The 20,197-nt window shown below is 74.5% G+C and carries 15 protein-coding genes and 2 tRNA genes; 13 read left to right on the forward strand and 4 right to left on the reverse strand.

The genetic code is table 11. From position 1 onward, the window contains the following. Window positions 1-125: 125 nt before the first annotated feature. Window positions 126-3,875, reverse strand: a complete 3,750-nt coding sequence (locus tag ACZ60W_RS12195; RefSeq protein ID WP_469755252.1) for a response regulator — start codon at window positions 3,873-3,875, stop codon at window positions 126-128. Between the two features lie 112 nt (window positions 3,876-3,987). Further along, entirely contained in the window at window positions 3,988-4,410 is a 423-nt protein-coding gene (locus tag ACZ60W_RS12200) for an SSI family serine proteinase inhibitor (protein ID WP_469755348.1), read from the reverse strand. Between the two features lie 264 nt (window positions 4,411-4,674). Here ACZ60W_RS12200 and ACZ60W_RS12205 point away from each other — a divergent pair. The 3 genes from ACZ60W_RS12205 (at window position 4,675) to ACZ60W_RS12215 (ending at window position 5,880) form a co-directional block, all read left to right on the forward strand. Next, window positions 4,675-4,765: transfer RNA gene (locus tag ACZ60W_RS12205), tRNA-Ser, on the forward strand. Between the two features lie 292 nt (window positions 4,766-5,057). Beyond that, window positions 5,058-5,130 (forward strand) — tRNA-Arg (locus ACZ60W_RS12210). Window positions 5,131-5,238: 108 nt separating this feature from the next. Next, window positions 5,239-5,880, forward strand: coding sequence for a signal protein (locus tag ACZ60W_RS12215; RefSeq protein WP_469755253.1), 642 nt, complete (start codon window positions 5,239-5,241; stop codon window positions 5,878-5,880). Between the two features lie 191 nt (window positions 5,881-6,071). Here the strand turns inward: ACZ60W_RS12215 and ACZ60W_RS12220 are convergent, their stop codons facing one another. Next, window positions 6,072-7,277: an NAD(P)/FAD-dependent oxidoreductase gene (locus ACZ60W_RS12220; protein ID WP_469755254.1), complete on the reverse strand. Its 1,206-nt coding sequence runs from the start codon at window positions 7,275-7,277 to the stop codon at window positions 6,072-6,074. Window positions 7,278-7,369: 92 nt separating this feature from the next. Continuing rightward, entirely contained in the window at window positions 7,370-8,317 is a 948-nt protein-coding gene (locus ACZ60W_RS12225) for an RNA polymerase sigma-70 factor (protein WP_469755255.1), read from the reverse strand. Window positions 8,318-8,438: 121 nt separating this feature from the next. On the opposite strand from ACZ60W_RS12225, the gene ACZ60W_RS12230 reads away from it, so the two are divergent. The 10 genes from ACZ60W_RS12230 (at window position 8,439) to ACZ60W_RS12275 (ending at window position 20,128) form a co-directional block, all read left to right on the forward strand. Beyond that, on the forward strand, window positions 8,439-9,278 hold the full coding sequence (locus ACZ60W_RS12230; protein ID WP_469755256.1) for a BRO family protein: 840 nt from the start codon (window positions 8,439-8,441) through the stop codon (window positions 9,276-9,278). Between the two features lie 231 nt (window positions 9,279-9,509). Further along, on the forward strand, window positions 9,510-10,382 hold the full coding sequence (locus ACZ60W_RS12235; protein WP_469755257.1) for a DUF2797 domain-containing protein: 873 nt from the start codon (window positions 9,510-9,512) through the stop codon (window positions 10,380-10,382). 137 nt (window positions 10,383-10,519) lie between these two features. Further along, window positions 10,520-10,855, forward strand: a complete 336-nt coding sequence (locus ACZ60W_RS12240; protein ID WP_469755258.1) for an antibiotic biosynthesis monooxygenase family protein — start codon at window positions 10,520-10,522, stop codon at window positions 10,853-10,855. Beyond that, window positions 10,842-11,816: an amidohydrolase family protein gene (locus ACZ60W_RS12245; protein WP_469755259.1), complete on the forward strand. Its 975-nt coding sequence runs from the start codon at window positions 10,842-10,844 to the stop codon at window positions 11,814-11,816. The genes ACZ60W_RS12240 and ACZ60W_RS12245 overlap by 14 nt, the downstream gene beginning before the upstream one ends. A gap of 91 nt (window positions 11,817-11,907) precedes the next feature. Next, entirely contained in the window at window positions 11,908-12,651 is a 744-nt protein-coding gene (locus tag ACZ60W_RS12250) for a response regulator transcription factor (RefSeq protein ID WP_469755260.1), read from the forward strand. 6 nt (window positions 12,652-12,657) lie between these two features. Then, window positions 12,658-14,181: a sensor histidine kinase gene (locus ACZ60W_RS12255; protein WP_469755261.1), complete on the forward strand. Its 1,524-nt coding sequence runs from the start codon at window positions 12,658-12,660 to the stop codon at window positions 14,179-14,181. A 26-nt stretch (window positions 14,182-14,207) separates the two neighbouring features. Further along, window positions 14,208-15,491 carry a bifunctional glycosyltransferase family 2/GtrA family protein gene (locus ACZ60W_RS12260; RefSeq protein ID WP_469755262.1) on the forward strand — a complete coding sequence of 428 codons (1,284 nt, stop codon included), beginning with the start codon at window positions 14,208-14,210 and terminating at the stop codon, window positions 15,489-15,491. Continuing rightward, a complete protein-coding gene (locus ACZ60W_RS12265; RefSeq protein WP_469755263.1) occupies window positions 15,488-17,689 on the forward strand; it encodes an ArnT family glycosyltransferase in 2,202 nt (733 codons plus the stop codon). Before ACZ60W_RS12260 ends, ACZ60W_RS12265 begins: the two co-directional genes overlap by 4 nt. 88 nt (window positions 17,690-17,777) lie before the next feature. After that, a complete protein-coding gene (locus ACZ60W_RS12270; protein WP_469755264.1) occupies window positions 17,778-19,304 on the forward strand; it encodes an MFS transporter in 1,527 nt (508 codons plus the stop codon). 35 nt (window positions 19,305-19,339) lie between these two features. Beyond that, on the forward strand, window positions 19,340-20,128 hold the full coding sequence (locus ACZ60W_RS12275; RefSeq protein WP_469755265.1) for a TetR/AcrR family transcriptional regulator: 789 nt from the start codon (window positions 19,340-19,342) through the stop codon (window positions 20,126-20,128). Window positions 20,129-20,197 lie beyond the last annotated feature (69 nt).

Consider the following 20,197-nt stretch of genomic DNA (forward strand, 5'->3'; position numbering starts at 1 on the left):
TGGGGGGGGGGGGGGGGGGGGGGGGGGGGGGGGGGGGGGGGGGGGGGGGGGGGGGGGGGGGGGGGGGGGCGGGGGGGGGGGGGGGGGGGGGGGCGGCCCCCCCCCCCCCCCCCCCGTTCCCGTGGCTAGTTGGTGCCGATCTTCGCGAGGAGGTCGACGATCCGGGCCTGGACCTCGGTGCTGTTGGAGCGCTCGGCGAGGAAGAGGACGGTCTCGCCGGAGGAGAGCTTCGGCAGCTCCTCCTCGTCGAGGTCGACGGAGGTGTAGACGACGAGCGGGGTGCGGTTGAGCTGCCCGTTCGCCCGCAGCCAGTCGATGATCCCGGCGCGGCGGCGGCGCACCTGCATCAGGTCCATCACCACCAGGTTCGGCTGCGTCTGCGTGGCGAGCGTGACGGCCTCGGTGTCCGTCGCCGCCCGCGCGACCTGCATCCCGCGCCGTTCCAGGGTCGCCGCGAGGGCGTCCGCGATGTCGTCGTGCTCCTCGATCAGCAGGACCCTGGACGGGTGCTGCTCGCTGTCGCGCGGCGCGAGCGCCTTGAGGAGGACGGCCGGATCGGCGCCGTACGCGGCCTCGCGGGTGGCCTGTCCCAGACCGGCCGCGAGGAGCACCGGGACCTCGGCGGCCACGGCGGCCTGACGCAGCGACTGGAGCGCCGTGCGGGTGATCGGCCCGGTCAGCGGGTCGACGAAGAGCGCGGCCGGGAAGGCGGCGATCTGCGCGTCGACCTCCTCGCGGGAGTGCACGATGACGGGCCGGTAGCCGCGGTCGCTCAGCGCCTGCTGGGTGGAGACGTCGGGCGCGGGCCAGACGAGCAGCCGGCGCGGGTTGTCGAGCGGCTCCGGGGGCAGTTCGTCGTCGACCGGGCGCGGGGCGGGCCGGTTGGCGACCTCGACCGCGCCCCCGGGGCCGTCGAGCGGCTCGGGCCCCTCGGCGGAGCCTTCGGCGGGAGCTCCTATGGCGTAGGCGCGGCCCTCCGACGCGGCCGGGGCGAGCCCGAGCGCGGCCTCGGACTGCGGGTGCGGACGGGCGTCGGCCGCGGCGGGAGGCGCCGCGGGCGCCGGCGGGTCCACCTCGGGCGGGGTGGCGAGCTTCCGGCGCCGCCCGGACCCGTTGGACGGCGTGGAACCGGCCGGGGGTGCCGAGGGCGGGACGAACGGCACGCCCTGCCCGAGCGTGCGGACGCTGAACGCCCGCCCCTGCGTGGAGTCCTTCGGCAGCGGCGCCGGCATCGGCAGCTCGGGCGGCAGCGGTACGGAACCGGTGCCCGTCCCGGAGGCGGCACCGTTCGGCTGTACGGGCCCGGCCTCGGGCAGCGGGGCCGGCGGCGCGACGGCCCGGCGGCGCCCGGTCGCCTCGGCCGGCGGCTCGGTCCCGGCGGGCAGCGGCTGCCGGGGCACCGGGTGCGGAGGCGTGAGGCCGGCGCCCGGGACATCCCGGTCGGCCTCGTGCTGTCCGTCGTCGGACACCGGCAGCGGACCGGCGGACGGGACCGTGCCGGGCAGCGGTACGGCCTCCAGGGCGGGGGCGGCGGTCGGCTCGTGGTGTGCCGGGGCGAGCGCCTCGGCGGCCTCCGGCGCGCGGTCGGCGTCGGCCGGCGGCAGCGCGAACGGGGTCCGCGGCCCGGCGTCGGCCGCCGCGGCGCGCTCCTGCGCCGCGGCCAGCGCCCGGCGTCGCCGCCCGCTGGGGCGCTCGGCGGACGCGTCCTCGCCGGACGCGACGGCCGGGAGCGCACGGGCGAGGGCGGGCGCCCCCGTCGGCTCGACGGCGACTCCCTGCGGGGGCACGGCGGCACCGAGCGCGGCCCGGCCCTGGGCGCCCTCGGCGGCGGTCACCACGGAGCCCTCGGCGGGGCGGCCCCGCCGGCGTCCGGTCGGCTCGACCCGTCCCGCGGGCTCCAGGGCGGCCGCGGCGTCGGCCGGGACGGCGTTCTGCTGGGCGGGGATCAGTTCGGCCTGGGCGGCCGCCTCTCCCGTACGGGCGCGGCGGCGCCCACGGGGCTCGGCGGCGGCCCGCTCGTCGCCCTCGGGCGCGACGGCGCTCTCCAGGAAGGCGTCGGTGGAACCGCGCCGGGCCCGCCGGCGCCCGCCGCCGGAGGTCTCCGGGCCGGCCGCGGGAGGCGCGCCCGCGCCGCCGGCGCCCGTCACACCGGAGCCGTCGGACGCGTCGGCGCCCGCCCCGGTGCCGGGGGCCGTGCCGGTCGTGGACGCGGTGGCCTGGGCCGGCAGGGCGAGGGCCTCGCGGCCCCCCTGCGGCAGGTCGTTCCTCGGTGCGGGCGCGGGGACCGTGCCCCGGCCGGCGCCGAGCGGTACTTCGAGGACGTAGGCGCCCCCGGTCGTCCCCGGCACCTCGTGGGTCTGCACGACACCGTCGTGCGCCGTCACGATCCCGCGCACGACCGGCCCGTGGACCGGGTCGCCGCCCGCGTACGGGCCGCGGACCTCGATGCGGACGACGTCACCGCGCTGGGCGGCGGCGACGACGATCGTGGAGTCGGCGGGCACGGTGCCCTGCGCGGTGGCGCGGTTCCTGCCGGTCGCGTCGACGCCGGCGACGTCCGCGACGAGGTGCGAGAGCGCGGTCGCGAGGCGGACCGGGTCGACCTCGGCCTCGATCGGCGGCGCGTGCACGGCGAACTGCGCGCGGCCGGGGCCGATCAGCTCGACGGCCCCGTCGATGCCGGCCGTGACGACCCCGTCGAGGAGCGCGACCCGCTTCTCCAGCTTCTCCGCGCCCGCGTCCAGACGCTGGAAGCCCAGGACGTTGTCCACCAGCGCCGTCATCCGGGCGTACCCGGCGGCGAGGTGGTGGAGCACCTGGTTGGCCTCGGGCCACAGCTGCCCGGCGTCGTCGGCGGCGAGCGTGCCCAGCTGGGTGCGCAGCTCCTCCAGGGGCCCGCGCAGCGACTCGGCGAGAACGGCCGTCAGCTGCTCGTGCCGGGCGGCCAGCGAGGCGTACTTCTCCTGCTGGGCCTCGCGCTCGGCCGCGTGCCGTTCCGCGCGGTCGGCCAGCTCGGCGGCGTGCCGCTCCGCCTGCTCGGCCGTCTCGGCGGCGTGCTGCTCGACGAGCTCCTCGTACGGCCTGCGGTCGGTGAAGGTCATGACCGCGCCCACGAGCTGGTCGCCGTCGCGCACCGGAGCGGTCGTCAGGTCGACCGGCACGCGGTCGCCCTTCTTCGCCCACAGGACCTGCCCGCGGACCCGGTGCTTGCGGCCCGACTTGAGGGTGTCGGCGAGCGGCGACTCCTCGTACGGGAACGGCTCGCCGTCGGGGCGCTTGGCGAGGATCAGCGGGTGCAGCTCCTGGCCGCCGAGCTCGCCGGCCCGGTAGCCGAGGATCTGCGCGGCGGCGGGGTTGACGAGGACGACGCGGCCGTCGGTGTCCGTGCCGACGACGCCCTCGGCCGCGGCGCGCAGGATCATCTCGGTCTGCCGCTGCGAGCGGGCGAGTTCGGCCTCGGTGTCGAGCGTCCCGGTGAGGTCCCGCACCACCAGCATGAGCAGCTCGTCGCCGGTGTAGCCGCCGTACGAGTCGTAGGCCTCGCGGCCGTCCTCCAGGCTGGCGCTGGTCACCTCGACGGGGAACTCGCTGCCGTCGGTGCGCCGGGCGACCATCCGGGCCGGCTTGGTGCGGCCCCGCTCGTCGGCGCCCTCGGGGCGGCGCATCGAGCCGGGGATGAGGCGCGAGTCGAACTCGGGCAGCAGATCGAGCAGGCCGCGGCCGACGAGCGCGGTCCCGGGCGTCTCGAACATGCCGAGGGCGATCGTGTTGGCGTTGACGACCGTGCCGTTGCAGTTGACGAGCACGAGGCCGTCGGGAAGGGCGTCGAGTATCGCTGCGAGGCGAGCAGCGCCTCGGGATGGCCTGCTGCTCACGACGACGCTTCCTCCCAGACCCACTGCACGTGCTTGCCCTTCGACCGCGGCCCCATCTTGCCCCTCGGGCCGCAGCCTGTCACTGAGGGGAGTCTAAGGGAGCCCGCGACCGTCATCCCCGGACGAGGGGGAGGACCGGCTCCAGGTTCTGCCAGCGGTCGATCTCGCAGCCGTTCGCGCGGGAGAAGCGGGCGTCGACCCGCCGGCCCTGCCAGGTGCCGGTGACGTGGGCCAGGGCGGGCCCTCCGTACACCTGCGTGCAGAGCGCGTCCGGCGGCACCGGAGCGAACGGGTCCGCCTCCTCCCTCGCGAGCCGCTCCAGGCGCTCGCAGGCGCGCTCGGCGGCCGGGTGGCTGCCCTCCGCCCCGTCGTCGCACCTCAGCTCGAAGGTGCCGTCGGCGTCGGGATGCCCGCTCCGTTCGATCGTCACGGTCAGCGCGTCGGGCACCGACAGCAGCGGCAGCGGCAGCGGACCGAGGCCGGAGGTCCCGGCGGCGGCGGTGGCGAGGGTCGCGAGGACGAGGCGGCGCAGCATGCGGATCTCCTGGAGCGCGGGGTGACGGCGGGCGCAGGCGCTCACCGCGCCCACCCCCTCTAACGCTCCCGGCGCCCGGGCGTTGCGCAACCCCGGTGCGCCGGCCGGGTCGCCCGCGCCCCACCGGCCCCGCCCGGCGCACGGTCCGGCCCGAGGGGCTTTGCCCTGGACCCCGTGTGCCTAGTACGGTGAGAATCGATTGGTGACAGCCGGTTCGCCTGTGTCATCATCTGCACGCACCACCCGCGTATGCGTGAGGTGCGAGGAGGCGTCGCCTAGTCCGGTCTATGGCGCCGCACTGCTAATGCGGTTTGGGCCTTCAAGCCCATCGAGGGTTCAAATCCCTCCGCCTCCGCCCCTACCGAAGCCCCGGCCCCACGGCCGGGGCTTCGGCCGTTTCTCCCCTTCGCCCACCGATCCTCACCCCTCGGTGTGACCCCGGTCTCTTTACGGCCATTTCCACCCCGGAAACCCCCTCCGCCGCCCGCGCCCCCTCGGTCCCCACCCACCCGCCGTCACGGCGTTTTCGCAGGTCACAAGGGGTGAGGGGAATGGATTTCACATGACGGCGGCAGTCATGTAATGTTCTTCCTGTCGCCGCGAGCGGGCCGAAAGGCCGGGAAGCGAAGACAAAAACTGAAAAACAAGCACTCGTAGCTTAACGGATAGAGCATCTGACTACGGATCAGAAGGTTGCAGGTTCGAATCCTGCCGAGTGCACACAGACAAGAGGCCCGGACGAGAGTCCGGGCCTCTTGCGTTGTATGCGGCCGGGCGGCCGTGGGAATCGGGAGGGGCCGAATGAGGTTCACGGCGGGAGCGGCGGGCGTGACCGCTGTGGTGATGGCGGTCTTGACGGGATGCGGGAGCCCGGCGGCCGGGGGGCCGGACGGAGCGGCGCCGGCCCGCACCGCTCCGGCGGCCACCGCTCCGGCGAGCGGCGCTCCGGAGGGGGAGGGCGCGCGCCTTCCTTCCGCGGAGCTGCAGGGCCGCTGGTGGACCTGGGCGGCCTCGGAGCCCGAGGCGACCAACCCCGTCGTCGACCGGGACGGGAGCGCGTGCGGACGCAACCAGCCGCATGACGTGTGGTTCCTGGCCGGTACCTTCGGCGGCCGGGTCGCACGCGCGTGCCGGGTTCCCGGCGACCGCCCGATCGCCGTGCCCGTCGTCAACACCTTCGGCGACGCCCAGGACTGCGCGGCCTTCCTGAGCGGCGCTCAGGGGACGGTGCTCCTCGACGGCGAGGCCGTCCGGCCGGCGACCCACCGGGGAGCCCCGATCACGGTGGACGCCGCTCGGGACAACCCGGTCACCGGAGAGGAAGGCCGTTTCGAGGCCACCGGGTGCGGCCTGTGGGTGCAGTTGCCGCCCCTCGCTCCGGGGAAGCACTCCCTGCGGATCCGTGGACGGTCGGGCACCTTCTCGACCGGTGTGGACTACGCGTTGACCGTCGCCGCCTCGGCGGCCTAGGCCGGGCGGTGCCGCCGTCGGCGGCACCGGGCGAAGGGGTGGGCGGGGCGGGTCTTCGGGTGCGTCGGAGGCGTCGTCGGCTCGTGACGGAGAGGCCCCGGACGGGAAGTCCGGGGCCTCTCGGTGGGGGTGAGCGGTCGGGGGTGGTGGCGAGGAGCCCGGGTGGGGGTGCGGGGTCGTCGCGGTGGAGGTCAGGCCGTGGCCTTGAGGGGGGCGGGGGCGCCGGCGGCCGGGGTGAGGACGTGGCGGCGGCGGGCGGGGACGCCGAGGGTGGGGTTGGCGACGCCCCAGACGGCGGCCTTGCAGACGAGTTCCTTGTAGAGGGCGGCGAGGCGGCCCGTGAGGGCGCTCTTCACGGCGCGGTCGTCGGCGGTGACGTACTGGATGACGCCTTCCCTGCGGCCCAGCGAGATGCACTGGTTGAAGTAGCGGATCGGGGTGCGGGGGACCTTGGTGCCGGTCAGGCGGGCGGCGATGGCGTCGGCGGCCTGCCAGGCCATGGGGGCGCCCGAGGCGCACGACATGCGGAGCGGCTTGTCGCCGGGGCCCGTCGCGAGGGCCGCGTCGCCGACGGCGTACACGTCGGGGTGCGAGACCGAGCGCATCGTCTCGTCGACGACGATCCGCCCGGTGTCGGTGACGTCGAGCGCGGTGGCCCGCGCGATCGGGTGGACGGCGAAGCCGGTGGTCCAGACGGTGACCGCGGCGGGGACGGCCCCGCCGTCGGCGGTGGTGACGCGGTCGGCCTCGACGGCGGTGACGGAGGTGTGTTCGTGGACGGTGACGCCGAGTCCGTCGACGACCTTGCGGAGGTGTCCGCCGGCCTTGGGGGCGAGCCAGTCGCCGAGTCCGCCGCGCACGGCGAGGGCGACGTCGAGGTCGGGCCGGGCCTCGGCGATCTCGGTCACGGCCTCCAGGCCGGTGAGTCCGCCGCCGACGACGAGCACCGGCTGTCCGGCCTCCAGGCCGGACAGCCGCTCGCGGAGCCGGAGGGCCCCGGCGCGGCCGGCGATCTCGTGGGCGTGTTCGGCGGTGCCGGGGACGCCCTGGTCGGTCCAGCCGCTGCCGAGGGCGTAGACGAGGGTGTCGTACGCCAGCTCCTCGGCTCCGTCGGTGCCGTCGGCGGCCACGACCGAGACGGTCTTGCGGTCGACGTCGAGCGCCGTCACCTTCGCCGCCTTCAGCTCGACGCCGGTGCCGGCGAACATCTCGGCGAACGGCCGGGGCCGCAGCTCCTGGCCGACGGCCACCTGGTGGAGCCGGACGCGCTCGACGAAGTCGGGCTCGGGGTTGACGAGGGTGATGGCCACGTCGTCGCGGTGCAGCCGCTTGGCGAGGCGTCCGGCGGCGATCGCTCCGGTGTAGCCGGCTCCGATGACGATGATTCGGTGCTGCATCTCCATGCTCCTGTCTCGCGCGGTGTCGCCCCTTGAACCGGGCAGCCCGACGATTCCTGACAGATGCGCGATGTGAAGCAGGTCACACCGCCCTAGAAGGCGGATGCGAGCAGCGGCTCCCCGTGATCGGTGGCCGCCCAGAGGCGGGTCGCGCGGTCGAGCTTGTCGGGGTTGACCTGGTTGCGGAACGCGGTGATGCCCTCGGGGGTGACCTCCAGGCACATGATCCCGATGACCCGGCCGTCGAGAACCGCCACGATCGCGGGGGCGCCGTTCGCCGTCGACGCGTAGACGGCGGGGGAGCCGCCGACCATGTTCCGCTTGGCGAGGCTCGGCTTGAACAGGCCCCGCATGAACGTCGCGACCGCGCGGGCGCCCTCGAACGCGCCGGCACGGGCCGGGACCTTGCCGCCGCCGTCGCCGATCGCGATGGCGTCCGCGGTCAGGAGCCGGACGAGCGGCTCGGTCCGGCCGGTGGTCGCGGCCGCGAGGAACTCCTCGACGATCCGCCGGGCGGCTGCCTCGTCGATCTCCGTGCGCGCCTTGCCGTCCGCGACGTGCTTCTTGGCGCGGTGGAAGATCTGCTGGCAGGCGGCCTCGGTGAGGTCGAGGATCTCGGCGATCTCCCGGTGCGGGTAGCCGAATGCCTCCCGCAGCACGTAGACGGCCCGCTCGTTGGGCGAGAGGCGCTCCATGACGGCGAGGACCGCGTACGAGACCGACTCGCGCTGCTCGGCGGTGTCGGCCGGGCCGAGCATCGGGTCACCGGTGAGCAGCGGCTCGGGCAGCCACTCGCCCACGTAGGTCTCGCGCCGGGCGCGGGCCGAGGTGAGCTGGTTGAGGCAGAGGTTGGTGAGCACCTTCGTCAGCCAGGCCTCGGGGACCTCGACGCGGTCGACGTCGGCGGCCTGCCAGCGCAGATAGGTGTCCTGCACGGCGTCCTCGGCCTCGCTCGCGGAGCCGAGCAGGCGGTAGGCGATGGCTTCCAGGCGCGGCCTGGAGGCTTCGAACCGGTCCACGTCGTTCATGGTCAGCGGCATGCTCCGGATCCTAGTCGGCGGGTTCGATCCGACAAGGCGACCCCTTTTGGGTGAACCTGTTTGATGTGCATGTCAGTTGAATATGCCCTCGGCCTAGCGTGCGAAGCGGAGGTGATGGTCGATGGACGCGATCGACATCGATGACTTGGTGCACGCGGCGACCGGGGCCCGTCTGCGGCGGCTGACCTCGCCGGACGGCTCGTACTGGTTCGCCCTCGCGGACGTGGCGAAGCGGCTGGGGTACTCCGGTTCGCGCGCGGCGCTGCGGGGCGCGGCGCTGCCGCCGGAGTGTCTGGCCACCGCCGGCGTGCTCGCGGGGAGCGAGGGCATACTCGCCCGCACCGGCATCCGGGCCTCGGCCCGGATGGTGAGCCTCCAGGGGCTCGTCCAGCTCGTCGGAGCCTGCCGCCGGCCCGAGGCCGTGCCCTTCCGGGCGTGGACGGCCGAGGTGGTCGCGGCGGTGCAGCGGGACGGGTGCTACGGGCTCGAACCCTCGCCGGTGCACAGCGGGTACCTGCTCCCGCCGGGCCTGGTCGACGTCCTCGTCCGGCTGGAGGGGCGGTTCGACGAGGAGGCGGCCGCCCGCGCCGCGCACGAGGACGACACGGCCTACGCGGAGCTGCTCCGCGAGACCCGGTCCGGCCTCGCGAGGGTCGCCGACTCCCTCGCGCGGCTCTCCGTGCCGCGCCAGCGGACCACGGAGCCCGTCGTCGAGCGGCTCACCCCGCAGGAACTCGTGGAGTCCTGGGCGATCACGGGGGACATGCTGGCCGTGGCCACCTTCCTCGCGCCCGCCCTCGTCCAAGGCGGGGTCCGCTACCGGCCGCAGGACGTCACCCTCCGCACCGGTCTCTCCCGCGAGCGCGTCCGCGACTGCGTGCGGCTGCTCATCGAGCGCGGCTTCATGCGCGAGGTCGGCGGCCCCGACCCGGACGGGGTCCGTATCTACGTCCTGCCGTGAGCGGCACCCGCGTCCTGCCGTGAGCGGCGAGGGGCGGTCCTGATCGGGCCGGGTTCGGGTGGCGCCGGGGTCCGGCGGGGGTTCGGGGGCGGCCGGGGTCCTGGTCCCGAGGGGGTGGGCCGAGGGCTGCCGGGGTCCTGGTCCCGAGGGGGTGGGCCGAGGGCTGCCGGGGTCCTGGTCCCGCGGGGGTGGCGGAGACTGGGCGTCCGGGGAGTGCGAGGAGGCGCGGACGTGGAGTGGCGGTGTCGGGGGCTCGGCTGGGCCGGGGGAGTGCCGGGGTTGCGGTGGCGGGGCGGGCGGGTCAGCCCCCTCCGGTACGGGCAGGAGCTCGCCTTCCGCGCGGTCGGCGTCCGGCGGTGCCCGGGGGCGCGGGGGAACCCCTGCCCCCTGGAGGCGGCCGTGCCAGGGCGGGCCACCGGCGGAAGGTGCCCGGAGTGCGCGCGGCTCGACCGGGCGCACTCGGTCGCCGCGGACACCGTCGCCGACGATCCGCAGCCGTACCGGGTCTATCTGGCGTGGTTCGGGCCCGGGATGACCAAGGTCGGGATCACCGCGGAGGCCCGGGGCGAGGCGCGGCTGCTGGAGCAGGGGGCCGTCGCGTTCAGCTGGCTCGGCCGCGGCCCGCTCATGGCGGCCCGGCGCACCGAGGAGGTGCTGCGGCAGGCCCTGGGGGTGCCCGACCGCGTGGCGTACGAGCGGAAGCGTGCCGTGCGGCACGCGCTGCCGCCGGCCGCGGAGCGGGCCCGTGAGGTCGAGGAGCTGCACCGGCGGGCGGGGGAGGTCGGCGGGTGGACGGAGACCCTGGAACCCCTGGGGTGCGCCGTGCGCGACCACGCCGACGCCTTCCACCTCGACGGGCTGCCGCGGCTCACGGGCACGGTGACCGAGCTGGTGGACGGTGGTGTCGTCACCGGCCGGCTGCTGGCCGCCGCCGGGCCCGACCTGCATCTCCTGGACCCCGGCGGGCGCTGTCTGGCCGTGGACACCCGGGTCATGGGCGGCTGGGTCCTCCAGGGGGCCGGGGAGGGCGCGGAGTTCTCGGTGCCGGTGGCGCCGGCGGCCGTGGCGGCGGACCCGGGCTCCGCGCAGGGTGAGCTCTTCTGATCCCTCGGCCCGGGTGCCGGGGCGGTCACCGCGCGGCCCCGGCGTCCTCCGGAGGACGCCGGCACCTTCGTAAAGTCTTGGATCCCTTTGACCAGGGGCCGTGGACATCCGCGCCCGGCCGCGGCGAGGGTGATCACATGACTCCGAAGCTGGTGGCGGGCCTGGAACCGCCCTACTACACCGCTGTGTTCACCTCGGTCCGTCCCGACGCCCCGGAGGGGTACGCGGAGACGGCCGACCGCATGCAGGAGCGCGTCCGGGAGGTGCCGGGCTTCCTCGGCTACGAGTCCGCCCGGACCCCCGGCGGGATCGGCATCACCGTCGCCTACTTCCGTGACCTGGAGGCCCTGGACGCCTGGCGGCTCGACAGCGCGCACCAGGCGGCCAAGGCGCACGGGCGGGAGCACTGGTACGACAGCTACAGCGTCCACATCGGCAAGGTCGAGCGGAGCTACGGCTTTGAGCGGGAGTGACGGCGGGGACGCCGGCGTGGGCGCGGCGGGGACCCCGGGCCCCGGTGCTCTCCCGGCGGGGCTCCCCGGCGGGACGGGGACGACGGGGGAGGCGGCGGAGATCCGGGCGCTCGTCGAGCGGCTCGGGATCCCCGGACTCGTCGACGTGCACACCCACTTCATGCCGAAGAACGTGCTCGACAAGGTGTGGGCGTACTTCGACGCGGTCGGTCCCCTGACCGGGATGGAGTGGCCCATCACCTACCGCGAGGAGGAGGACCGCCGGCTCGCCCTGCTGCGCGGCTTCGGGGCGCTCGCCTTCACCGCGATGCTCTACCCGCACAAGCCGGGGATGGGGGCCTGGCTGAACGCGTGGGCCGCCGACTTCGCCGCCCGTACGCCGGACTGTCTGCACACCGCGACCTTCTTCCCCGAGCCGGGCGTGGACGGCTATGTCCGCCAGGCGCTCGACGCGGGGGCGCGGGTGTTCAAGGTGCACCTCCAGGTGGGCGGGTTCGACCCGACGGCCGACGAGCTGGACGCCGTCTGGGGGATGCTCGCCGAGAGCGGCACCCCCGTCGTCGTGCACTGCGGCTCGGGACCGACTCCGGGGAAGTTCACCGGCCCCGGGCCGATGGGGCGTCTGCTCGCCCGGCACCCCCGGCTGCGGGTGATCGTGGCCCACATGGGAATGCCCGAGTACGGCGACTTCCTCGACCTCGTCGAGCGGTACGAGGGGGTCCATCTGGACACCACGATGGCCTTCACCGACTTCAGTGAGCGGCTCGCGCCGTTCCCGCAGGCGGAGCGCGGGCGGCTGGCCGACCTCGGGGAGCGCATCCTGCTGGGCTCCGACTTCCCGAACATCCCGTATCCGTACGTCCATCAACTCCATTCCCTGGAACGGCTGGAGCTCGGGGACGACTGGCTGCGGGGGGTCCTCCACGGAAACGGGGCCGCGTTGTTTCACGTGAAACCGTGAGACCCCTCCGCCCCGGACCCTGAGGCCGTTTCTCAGGAAATTCACAGGAAAGGGAAAGAGGTATCTCAGCGGCGCCGGAGAGCGTGGTCCCATGACCGTCACCACTCGCCGCCCCGGCCCCCGCGCCGACATGCTCCGTGCCGACGGCACCGCCGTCCGCGTCCTCGTCGTCGACGACGAGGCATCCCTCTCCGAGCTGCTCTCGATGGCCCTGCGCTACGAGGGCTGGCAGGTCCGCAGCGCCGGTGACGGGGCCGCCGCGCTGCGCACCGTGCGGGAGTTCCGCCCGGACGCGGTGATCCTCGACATCATGCTGCCGGACGTCGACGGGCTGAGCCTGCTCGGCTCGATCCGGCGCGAGCTGCCCGATGTCCCGGTGCTCTTCCTGACGGCGAAGGACGCCGTCGAGGACCGGATCGCCGGCCTCACGGCGGGCGGCGACGACTACGTCACCAAGCCCTTCAGCCTGGAGGAGGTGGTGGCCCGGCTGCGCGGTCTCATCCGCAGGTCGGGCGCCGCGCAGACGCGCAGCGAGTCGCTGCTGACCGTCGGGGACCTCACGCTGGACGAGGACAGCCACGAGGTCACCCGCGGCGGGGACTCGATCCACCTCACCGCCACCGAGTTCGAGCTGCTGCGCTATCTCATGCGCAATCCGCGCCGGGTGCTCAGCAAGGCCCAGATCCTCGACCGGGTCTGGTCGTACGACTTCGGCGGACAGGCCAACGTCGTGGAGCTCTACATCTCCTACCTGCGCCGGAAGCTGGACGCGGGCCGCTCGCCGATGATCCACACCCGCCGCGGGGCGGGCTACCTGATCAAGCCCGCGGAGTAGCGTCCCGTGCCCAGAGGTGGACGGCGGCCGTGGTCGCTGCGGACGCGGCTCGTCGTCTCGGCGGTCGCGCTGATCGCGGTCGTGGCGACCGTGATCGGGACGGTGACGACGATCGCCTTCCGCTCGTACCTGTACGACCAGGCCGACGAGCAGGTCCACACGGTCTCGATCCGGGCGGCCGGGCCACCGGTCCCCGGCCCCGGCCCGGCCGACCCGGTCCGCGTCAAGGAACCGCTCGCCTTCGTCCTGGGGCCCGGCGCTCCCATCGGCACCCTGGGCGCGGTCCTCGTCGGCGGCGAGGTGACGTCGGCCGGGTACTCCGCGGAGGCCGAGGACGGCGGGGCGTACGGGCGGAACGTCCGGACCACCGCGCTGGACGGGGCCCAGCGGGACGCCCTCGCGGCCGTCCCCCGCGACGGCCGGCCCCACACCGTGGAACTGCCCGGCGGCCTGGGCTCCTACCGGGTCGAGTACGCCGTCGGCACGCACGGGGAGTTCCTCACCGGCATACCGCTCGCGGAGGTCGAGGACGCCCTCTCCACCCTGGTCCTCGTCGAGCTGAGCGTCACCGGCGCCGGGCTCGCGGCGGCGCTGCTCGCCGGGACCGTGCTCGTCCGGGTGGCGCTGCGCCCGCTGCGCCGGGTCGCCACCACCGCCCGTCAGGTCGCCCGGCTGCCGCTGCACAGCGGCGAGGTGGCGCTCCATCAGCGCGTCCCGGAGGCGGAGGCCGACCCGCGGACGGAGGTCGGCCAGGTCGGCGCGGCCCTCAACCGGATGCTGGACCACGTCCACTCCGCCCTCGACGCCCGCCAGCAGAGCGAGACCCGGGTGCGGCAGTTCGTCGCGGACGCCAGCCACGAGCTGCGCACCCCGCTCGCCTCGATCCGGGGGTACGCGGAACTCACCCGCCGCGGCCGGGAGGCGTGCGGGCCCGACACCCGGCACGCGCTCGGCCGCATCGAGTCCGAGGCCACCCGGATGACGGGGCTGGTCGAGGACCTGCTGCTGCTCGCCCGCCTCGACGCGGGACGCCCGCTCTCCTACGAGACGACCGACCTCGTCCCGCTGGTCGTGGACGCCGTCAGCGACGCCCGCGCCGCCGGACCCGCGCACCACTGGCGGCTCGGACTGCCTCCGGACACCGCGTGCGCCCGGGCCGACGGCGCCCGGCTCCAGCAGGTCCTGGTGAACCTCCTCGCCAACGCGCGGACGCACACCCCGCCCGGCACGAAGGTCACCGCCCGCGTCCGGACGGATTCCGGGGCGGTGCTCGTCGAGATCGAGGACGACGGACCCGGCATCCCGCCGGAGCTGCTGCCCGCCGTCTTCGAGCGCTTCGCCCGCGGCGACGCCTCCCGCTCCCGCCACGCCGGGTCCACCGGTCTCGGCCTGGCCATCGTGCGCGCCGTCGTCGTCGCGCACGGCGGCGCGGTGGACGTCGAAAGCGCCCCGGGACGGACGGTGTTCACCGTGCGGCTGCCCGCCGCCGAGGACTCACAGGCGGGCCACAGGCTCAACACACGGGTGTGACAGCGGTCGCGGCGAGTGTCGTCGGTATGCGAACCCCAACGATCGCGGGTCCCTCGTCCGGCGCCCTCCCCGCCCGGGAGCACCTGCCGGTGAACGTCGCCGGCCGGCCCGTGCTGGACGTGGTGATCCCCGTCTACAACGAGGAGAAGGACCTGGAGCCGTGCGTCCGCCGGCTCCACGCACACCTCCTCCGGACCTTCCCGTACGGCTTCCGCATCACCGTCGCCGACAACGCGTCCACCGACACGACCCCCGACGTCGCGGCGGCCCTCGCCGCCGAGGTGCCCGAGGTGCGTTCGGTGCGGCTGGAGCAGAAGGGCCGCGGGCGGGCGCTGCGGACGGTGTGGTCGGACTCGGACGCGCACGTCCTCGCGTACATGGACGTCGACCTGTCGACCGACCTGAACGCGCTGCTGCCGCTGGTCGCGCCGCTCATCTCCGGCCACTCCGACCTGGCGATCGGCTCCCGGCTCGCCCGCTCCTCGCGCGTCGTGCGGGGGCCGAAGCGCGAGTTCATCTCGCGGGCGTACAACCTGATCCTGCGCGGCTCGCTCGCCGCCCGGTTCTCGGACGCCCAGTGCGGCTTCAAGGCCATACGGCGCGAGGTCGCCGAGCGGCTGCTGCCGATGGTGGAGGACACCGGCTGGTTCTTCGACACCGAGATGCTCGTCCTGGCCGAGAGGGCCGGGCTGCGCATCCACGAGGTGCCGGTCGACTGGGTCGACGACCCCGACTCGACCGTGCACATCGTGAGGACCGCCACCGACGACCTCAAGGGCGTCCTGCGGGTCGGGCGGGCGCTCGCCACCGGTTCGCTGCCGCTCGACCGGCTCGCCCGCCCCTTCGGCGACGACCCCCGGGACCGCGAACTGAGCGGCGTGCCGGGAGGTCTGGCCCGCCAGCTGGTCGGCTTCTGCGTGGTCGGCGTCCTGTCCACGCTCTTCTACCTCGCGCTGTACTCGGCCTTCCGGCTCGGCCTGGGCCCGCAGCTCGCCAACGCCGCCGCCCTCCTGGTCTCGGCCGTCGCCAACACGGCGGCCAACCGGCGTCTGACCTTCGGGGTGCGGGGCCGGGACCGGGCCGTGCGCCACCAGGCGCAGGGGCTGGTGGTGTTCGCCATCGGCCTCGCCCTGACCAGCGGGTCGCTCGCCGCGCTCGGTGCGGCCACCGGTGATCCGGCGCACTCCACCGAGCTGGCCGTGCTGATCGTCGCCAACCTCGCCGCGACCGTCCTGCGCTTCCTCCTCTTCCGGCTCTGGGTCTTCCCCGAGCGGTCCGTCCCGCAGACCTCAGCAAGGAACGAACGATGACCACCCTGTCCACGACGGCCCCCGCGGCCGCCGCCGCGCCGGGAAGCGGCCGGCTCGTCCGGCTGTGGCGCGGTCGCGCCGAGGACGCTCCCTGGGTCCGGCCCGCTTTCCTCGGCCTGCTGGCCGCCACCGCGCTGCTCTACCTGTGGAACCTGAGCGCGTCCGGATACGCCAACTCCTTCTACTCCGCGGCCGTCCAGGCCGGCGGCGAGAGCTGGAAGGCCCTCTTCTTCGGCTCGCTCGACGCGGCCAACGCCATCACCGTCGACAAGCCGCCGGCCGCCCTCTGGCCGATGGCGCTCTCGGTCCGCCTCTTCGGGCTCGGCTCCTGGCAGATCCTCGTCCCCGAGGTCCTCATGGGCGTGGGCACGGTGGCGGTGCTCTACGCGGCCGTGCGGAGGCGCTTCGGCGCGGGCGCGGGTCTGATCGCGGGAGCGGTCCTCGCCCTGACCCCGGTCGCGGCGCTGATGTTCCGCTTCAACAACCCGGACGCGCTGCTCGCGCTGCTGATGACGGTCGCGGTGTACTGCGTCCTGCGCGCCCTGGAGCAGGAGAAGGGCGCGAAGTGGCTGGTGTGGGCCGGGGTGGCGCTCGGGTTCGCGTTCCTCGCGAAGACGCTCCAGGCGTTCCTGATCCTGCCGCCGCTCGCCCTCGTCCACGCGGTGTGCGCCCCGGGCGGCTTCGGCCGCCGGATGGGCCGGCTGGCGCTCGGCGGTCTCGCGATGATCGTCTCGGCGGGCTGGTGGGTGGCGGTGGTCGAGCTGTGGCCGGCGTCCTCCCGCCCGTACGTCGGCGGCTCGCAGAACAACAGCTTCCTGGAGCTGACCTTCGGCTACAACGGCCTCGGCCGCATCAACGGCAACGAGACCGGCAGCGTCGGAGGCGGTGGCCGCGGCGGCGGTCAGGGCGGCGGCTGGGGCGAGACCGGCATCGGGCGGATGTTCGACGACTCGATCGGCGGTCAGATCTCCTGGCTGCTGCCGGCCGCGCTGCTCCTGCTGGTCGCGGGGCTCGTCGTCACCCGGCGGGCGCCCCGGACCGACACGGCGCGCGCCGCGTTCCTGGCCTGGGGCGGGTCGCTGCTGATCACCCTCGCGGTCTTCAGCTTCATGGCCGGCATCTTCCACGAGTACTACACGGTCGCCCTGGCCCCGTACCTGGCGGCGCTCGTCGGCATGGGGGCGGCCGTGCTGTGGGAGGAGCGCACCCGGTGGTCCGCCTCGGCGGCGCTGGCGGTGACGGTGGCGGTGACGGCCTGGTGGGGCTGGACGCTCCTCGGCCGCACTCCGGACTGGCTGCCGTGGCTGCGCTGGGCGGTGCTGGTGACGGGCGCGGTGGCTGCGGTGGGGCTGCTCTTCGCGGGCCGGACCGACCGCCGGCTCGGGCTGGCGGTGGCGGGCCTCGGCCTGGTGTCGGGTCTCGCGGGACCCTTCGCGTACACGCTGGAGACGGTGAACGCCGGGCATCAGGGCTCGATCGTGACGGCGGGTCCCGCCGGCGGCGCGATGGGTGGTCGCGGTCCGGGCGGCGGAGGCCGGATGTTCGAGGGCGGTGGGATGTTCCCCGGCGGTCCGAACGGCCAGAACGGCCGGAACGGCGGAGGCCGTCAGGTACCGGGCGGTCAGGTGCCGGGCGGTCAGATGCCCGGTGGCCAGGGTGGCCAGCTGCCGGGCGGTGGCCAGGGCGGCGGCACCCCGCCGCAGGGCATGCCCCAGGGAATGCCGCAAGGGATGCCCCAGGGAATGCCGCAAGGGATGCCCCAGGGCACGACCCAGGGGATGCCCCAGGACGGCGCCGGCGGTGAGGGCTTCGGCCGGGGCGGCGGCATGGGCGGGCTCCTCAACGGCACTGGCGTGGGTGCGGAGGCGAAGGCGGCCCTGGTCGCGGACGCCGAGGCGTACACCTGGGTCGCCGCGGCGGTGGGCGCCCAGAACGCGGCCAGCTACCAGCTCGCGACCGAGAAGCCGGTGATGGCGATCGGCGGGTTCAACGGCAGCGACCCGTCCCCGACGCTCGACGAGTTCAAGCGGTACGTCGCCGCCGGGAAGATCCACTACTTCGTCTCCGGTGGTGGCGGCGGGGGCGGCGGCATGGGGGGCAACGGCACGAGCGCCCAGATCACCGCGTGGGTCCAGGACACCTTCGACGAGGTCACCGTCGGCGGCGCCACCTTCTACGACCTGACGAAGCAGAAGTAGCCCCCATCGAAATCGCTATACAGCGTACGAGAGCCCTTGTACGGTGTATGAGACCCAGTCCCGTACACCGTACAAGGAGTGCTGCCCCATGACGGCGACGACCGCCGCGACCGAACCGACCGCCACCGGCGGTCACCCGCAGCGCTGGCTGATCCTCGGCGTCATCTGCCTCGCCCAGCTCACCGTGCTGCTCGACAACACCGTGCTCAGCGTCGCCATCCCGTCGCTGACCTCCGAACTCCACGCGTCGACCAGCGACATCCAGTGGATGATCAACGCGTACTCGCTCGTCCAGTCCGGCCTGCTCCTCAGCGCCGGCAACGCCGCCGACCGCTACGGCCGCAAGAAGCTCCTCGCCGTCGGCCTCGCGCTCTTCGGCCTCGGCTCGCTCGCCGCCGGCCTCGCCGGCTCCACGGCGCAGCTGATCGCCGCCCGCGCCGGCATGGGCGTCGGCGGGGCGCTCCTGATGACCACGACCCTCGCCGTCGTCATGCAGATCTTCGACGACTCCGAGCGGGTCAAGGCGATCGCGCTCTGGTCCACCGTCGCCTCGCTCGGCTTCGCGGGCGGCCCGCTGATCGGTGGCGTCATCCTCGACCACTTCTGGTGGGGGATGATCTTCCTGATCAACATCCCGGTCGCGGTCCTGGCGCTCGTGGCCGTCGTCCGGCTGGTCCCGGAGTCCAAGAACCCGCAGGGCGAGCGGCCCGACCTGCCGGGCGCGCTGCTCTCCACCATCGGCATGACCGCCGTCGTGTACGCGATCATCAACGGCCCCGAGCACGGCTGGCTCTCCGCCCAGGTCCTCGTGCCCGCCGCCGTCGGTGCCGCCGGCCTCGCCGCCTTCGCCCTGTGGGAGCTGCACACCCCGTTCCCGATGCTCGACATGCACTTCTTCCGCAACCAGAAGTTCGTCGGCGCCATCGGCGGATCGATCCTGGTCGTCTTCGGCATGGGCGGCTCGCTGTTCCTCCTCACCCAGCACCTGCAGTTCGTGCTCGGCTACGAACCGCTGGAGGCGGGGCTGCGGATGGCGCCGCTGGCGCTGACGATCGTCGGTCTCAACCTGACCGGCGTCGGCCCGAGGATCGTCGTGAAGCTCGGCACCCCGCCGACCGTGGTCCTCGGCATGACCCTGGTCGCGGCCGGTCTCACCTCGATCGCGCTGCTCGGCGGCGGCACGGACGGCAGCTACCCGGGCATGCTCCTCGGCCTCGTCCTGATGGGCTGCGGCATCGCGGTCTCCTCCCCGGCCATGGCCAACGCGATCATGAGCTCGATCCCGCCGGAGAAGGCCGGGGTGGGCGCCGGCATCAACGGCACGCTCGCCGAGTTCGGCAACGGTCTCGGCGTCGCCGTCCTCGGCGCCGTCCTCAACGCACGCTTCGCCGCGCTCGTGGCGGTCACCGCCACCTCGCTGCCGGCCGCGCTGGCCGCCGCGGGCGGCGAAGCGGAACGCCGGGAGATCTCCGACGCGTTCGCCTCGGGCCTCCAGACCAGCCAGCTGGTCGGCGCGATCGCCGTGTTCGCCGGCGGTCTGGTCGCGGCGGCGCTGCTGCGGCGGGCCGAGCGCGCGGAGAAGGCCGCGGGCGCCGACGGGGCCGTCGCTGCCTAGCATGGTGACGGACCGCTGACAGACGGAGGAACGCGATGGTCAAGGCAGCCGATCGGGCCAGGAACCCGGCGCGTTCCAGCGTCTGGCTGGAGAAGAGGGCCGCCCGCAGCGGCGGCGGCCCCGCCGGGCTCGACCGGGACCGGATCGTCGCGGCCTCGCTCCGGATGCTCGACGAGGAGGGCCTGGCCAAGCTGTCGATGCGCAAGCTCGCCACCGAACTGGGCGTCACCGCCATGTCCCTCTACTGGTACGTGGACACCAAGGACGACATCATCGAGTTCGCGGTGGACAGCGCCTACGGCGAGATCGACCTCGCCGCGGTCGACGCGGCCGGGGAGTGGCGGGACCGCCTCCGGGTCCTCGCGCTGGAGTACCGGCGGATGCTGGTGCGCCACGCGTGGATGTCGCCCTGCGCGGGCCAGTACCTGAACATCGGCCCGAACGCGGTGGCCGTCGGCCAGAAGATCCACGAGACGATCCGGGACACCGGACTGTCGGCGGACCGGCAGCCGAGCGCGATGTCGGCGGTCTTCCAGTTCGTGTACGGCTACGGGACGATCGAGTCCCAGTTCGGCCGCCGCGCGGCCCAGGCGGGCATGTCGTCGGACGATTTCTACGTCGACGCCATCAAGGCGTTCCGCGACGACCCGGACTTCGTCGACCAGATCGGCGGGATGCGGGACCTCCTGGACGAGCGTGCCTCGCACGGCAGTGTCAGCGCCATCTGGGACCGGGACTTCGCCTACGCGCTGGACGTCCTGGTCGCCGGGATCGAGGTCATGGTCACGCGCGAGGCCGGAGCGGCCGGCCCCACGGAGAAATGACGGAGCGGCGGGCCGTCCCCTGCCCGCCGCTCCGTACCGGACCCGGCCGTGCCTCCGCTCGAAGCGCGG

It is taken from the genome of Streptomyces sp. NPDC104202 (genome assembly GCF_055584185.1).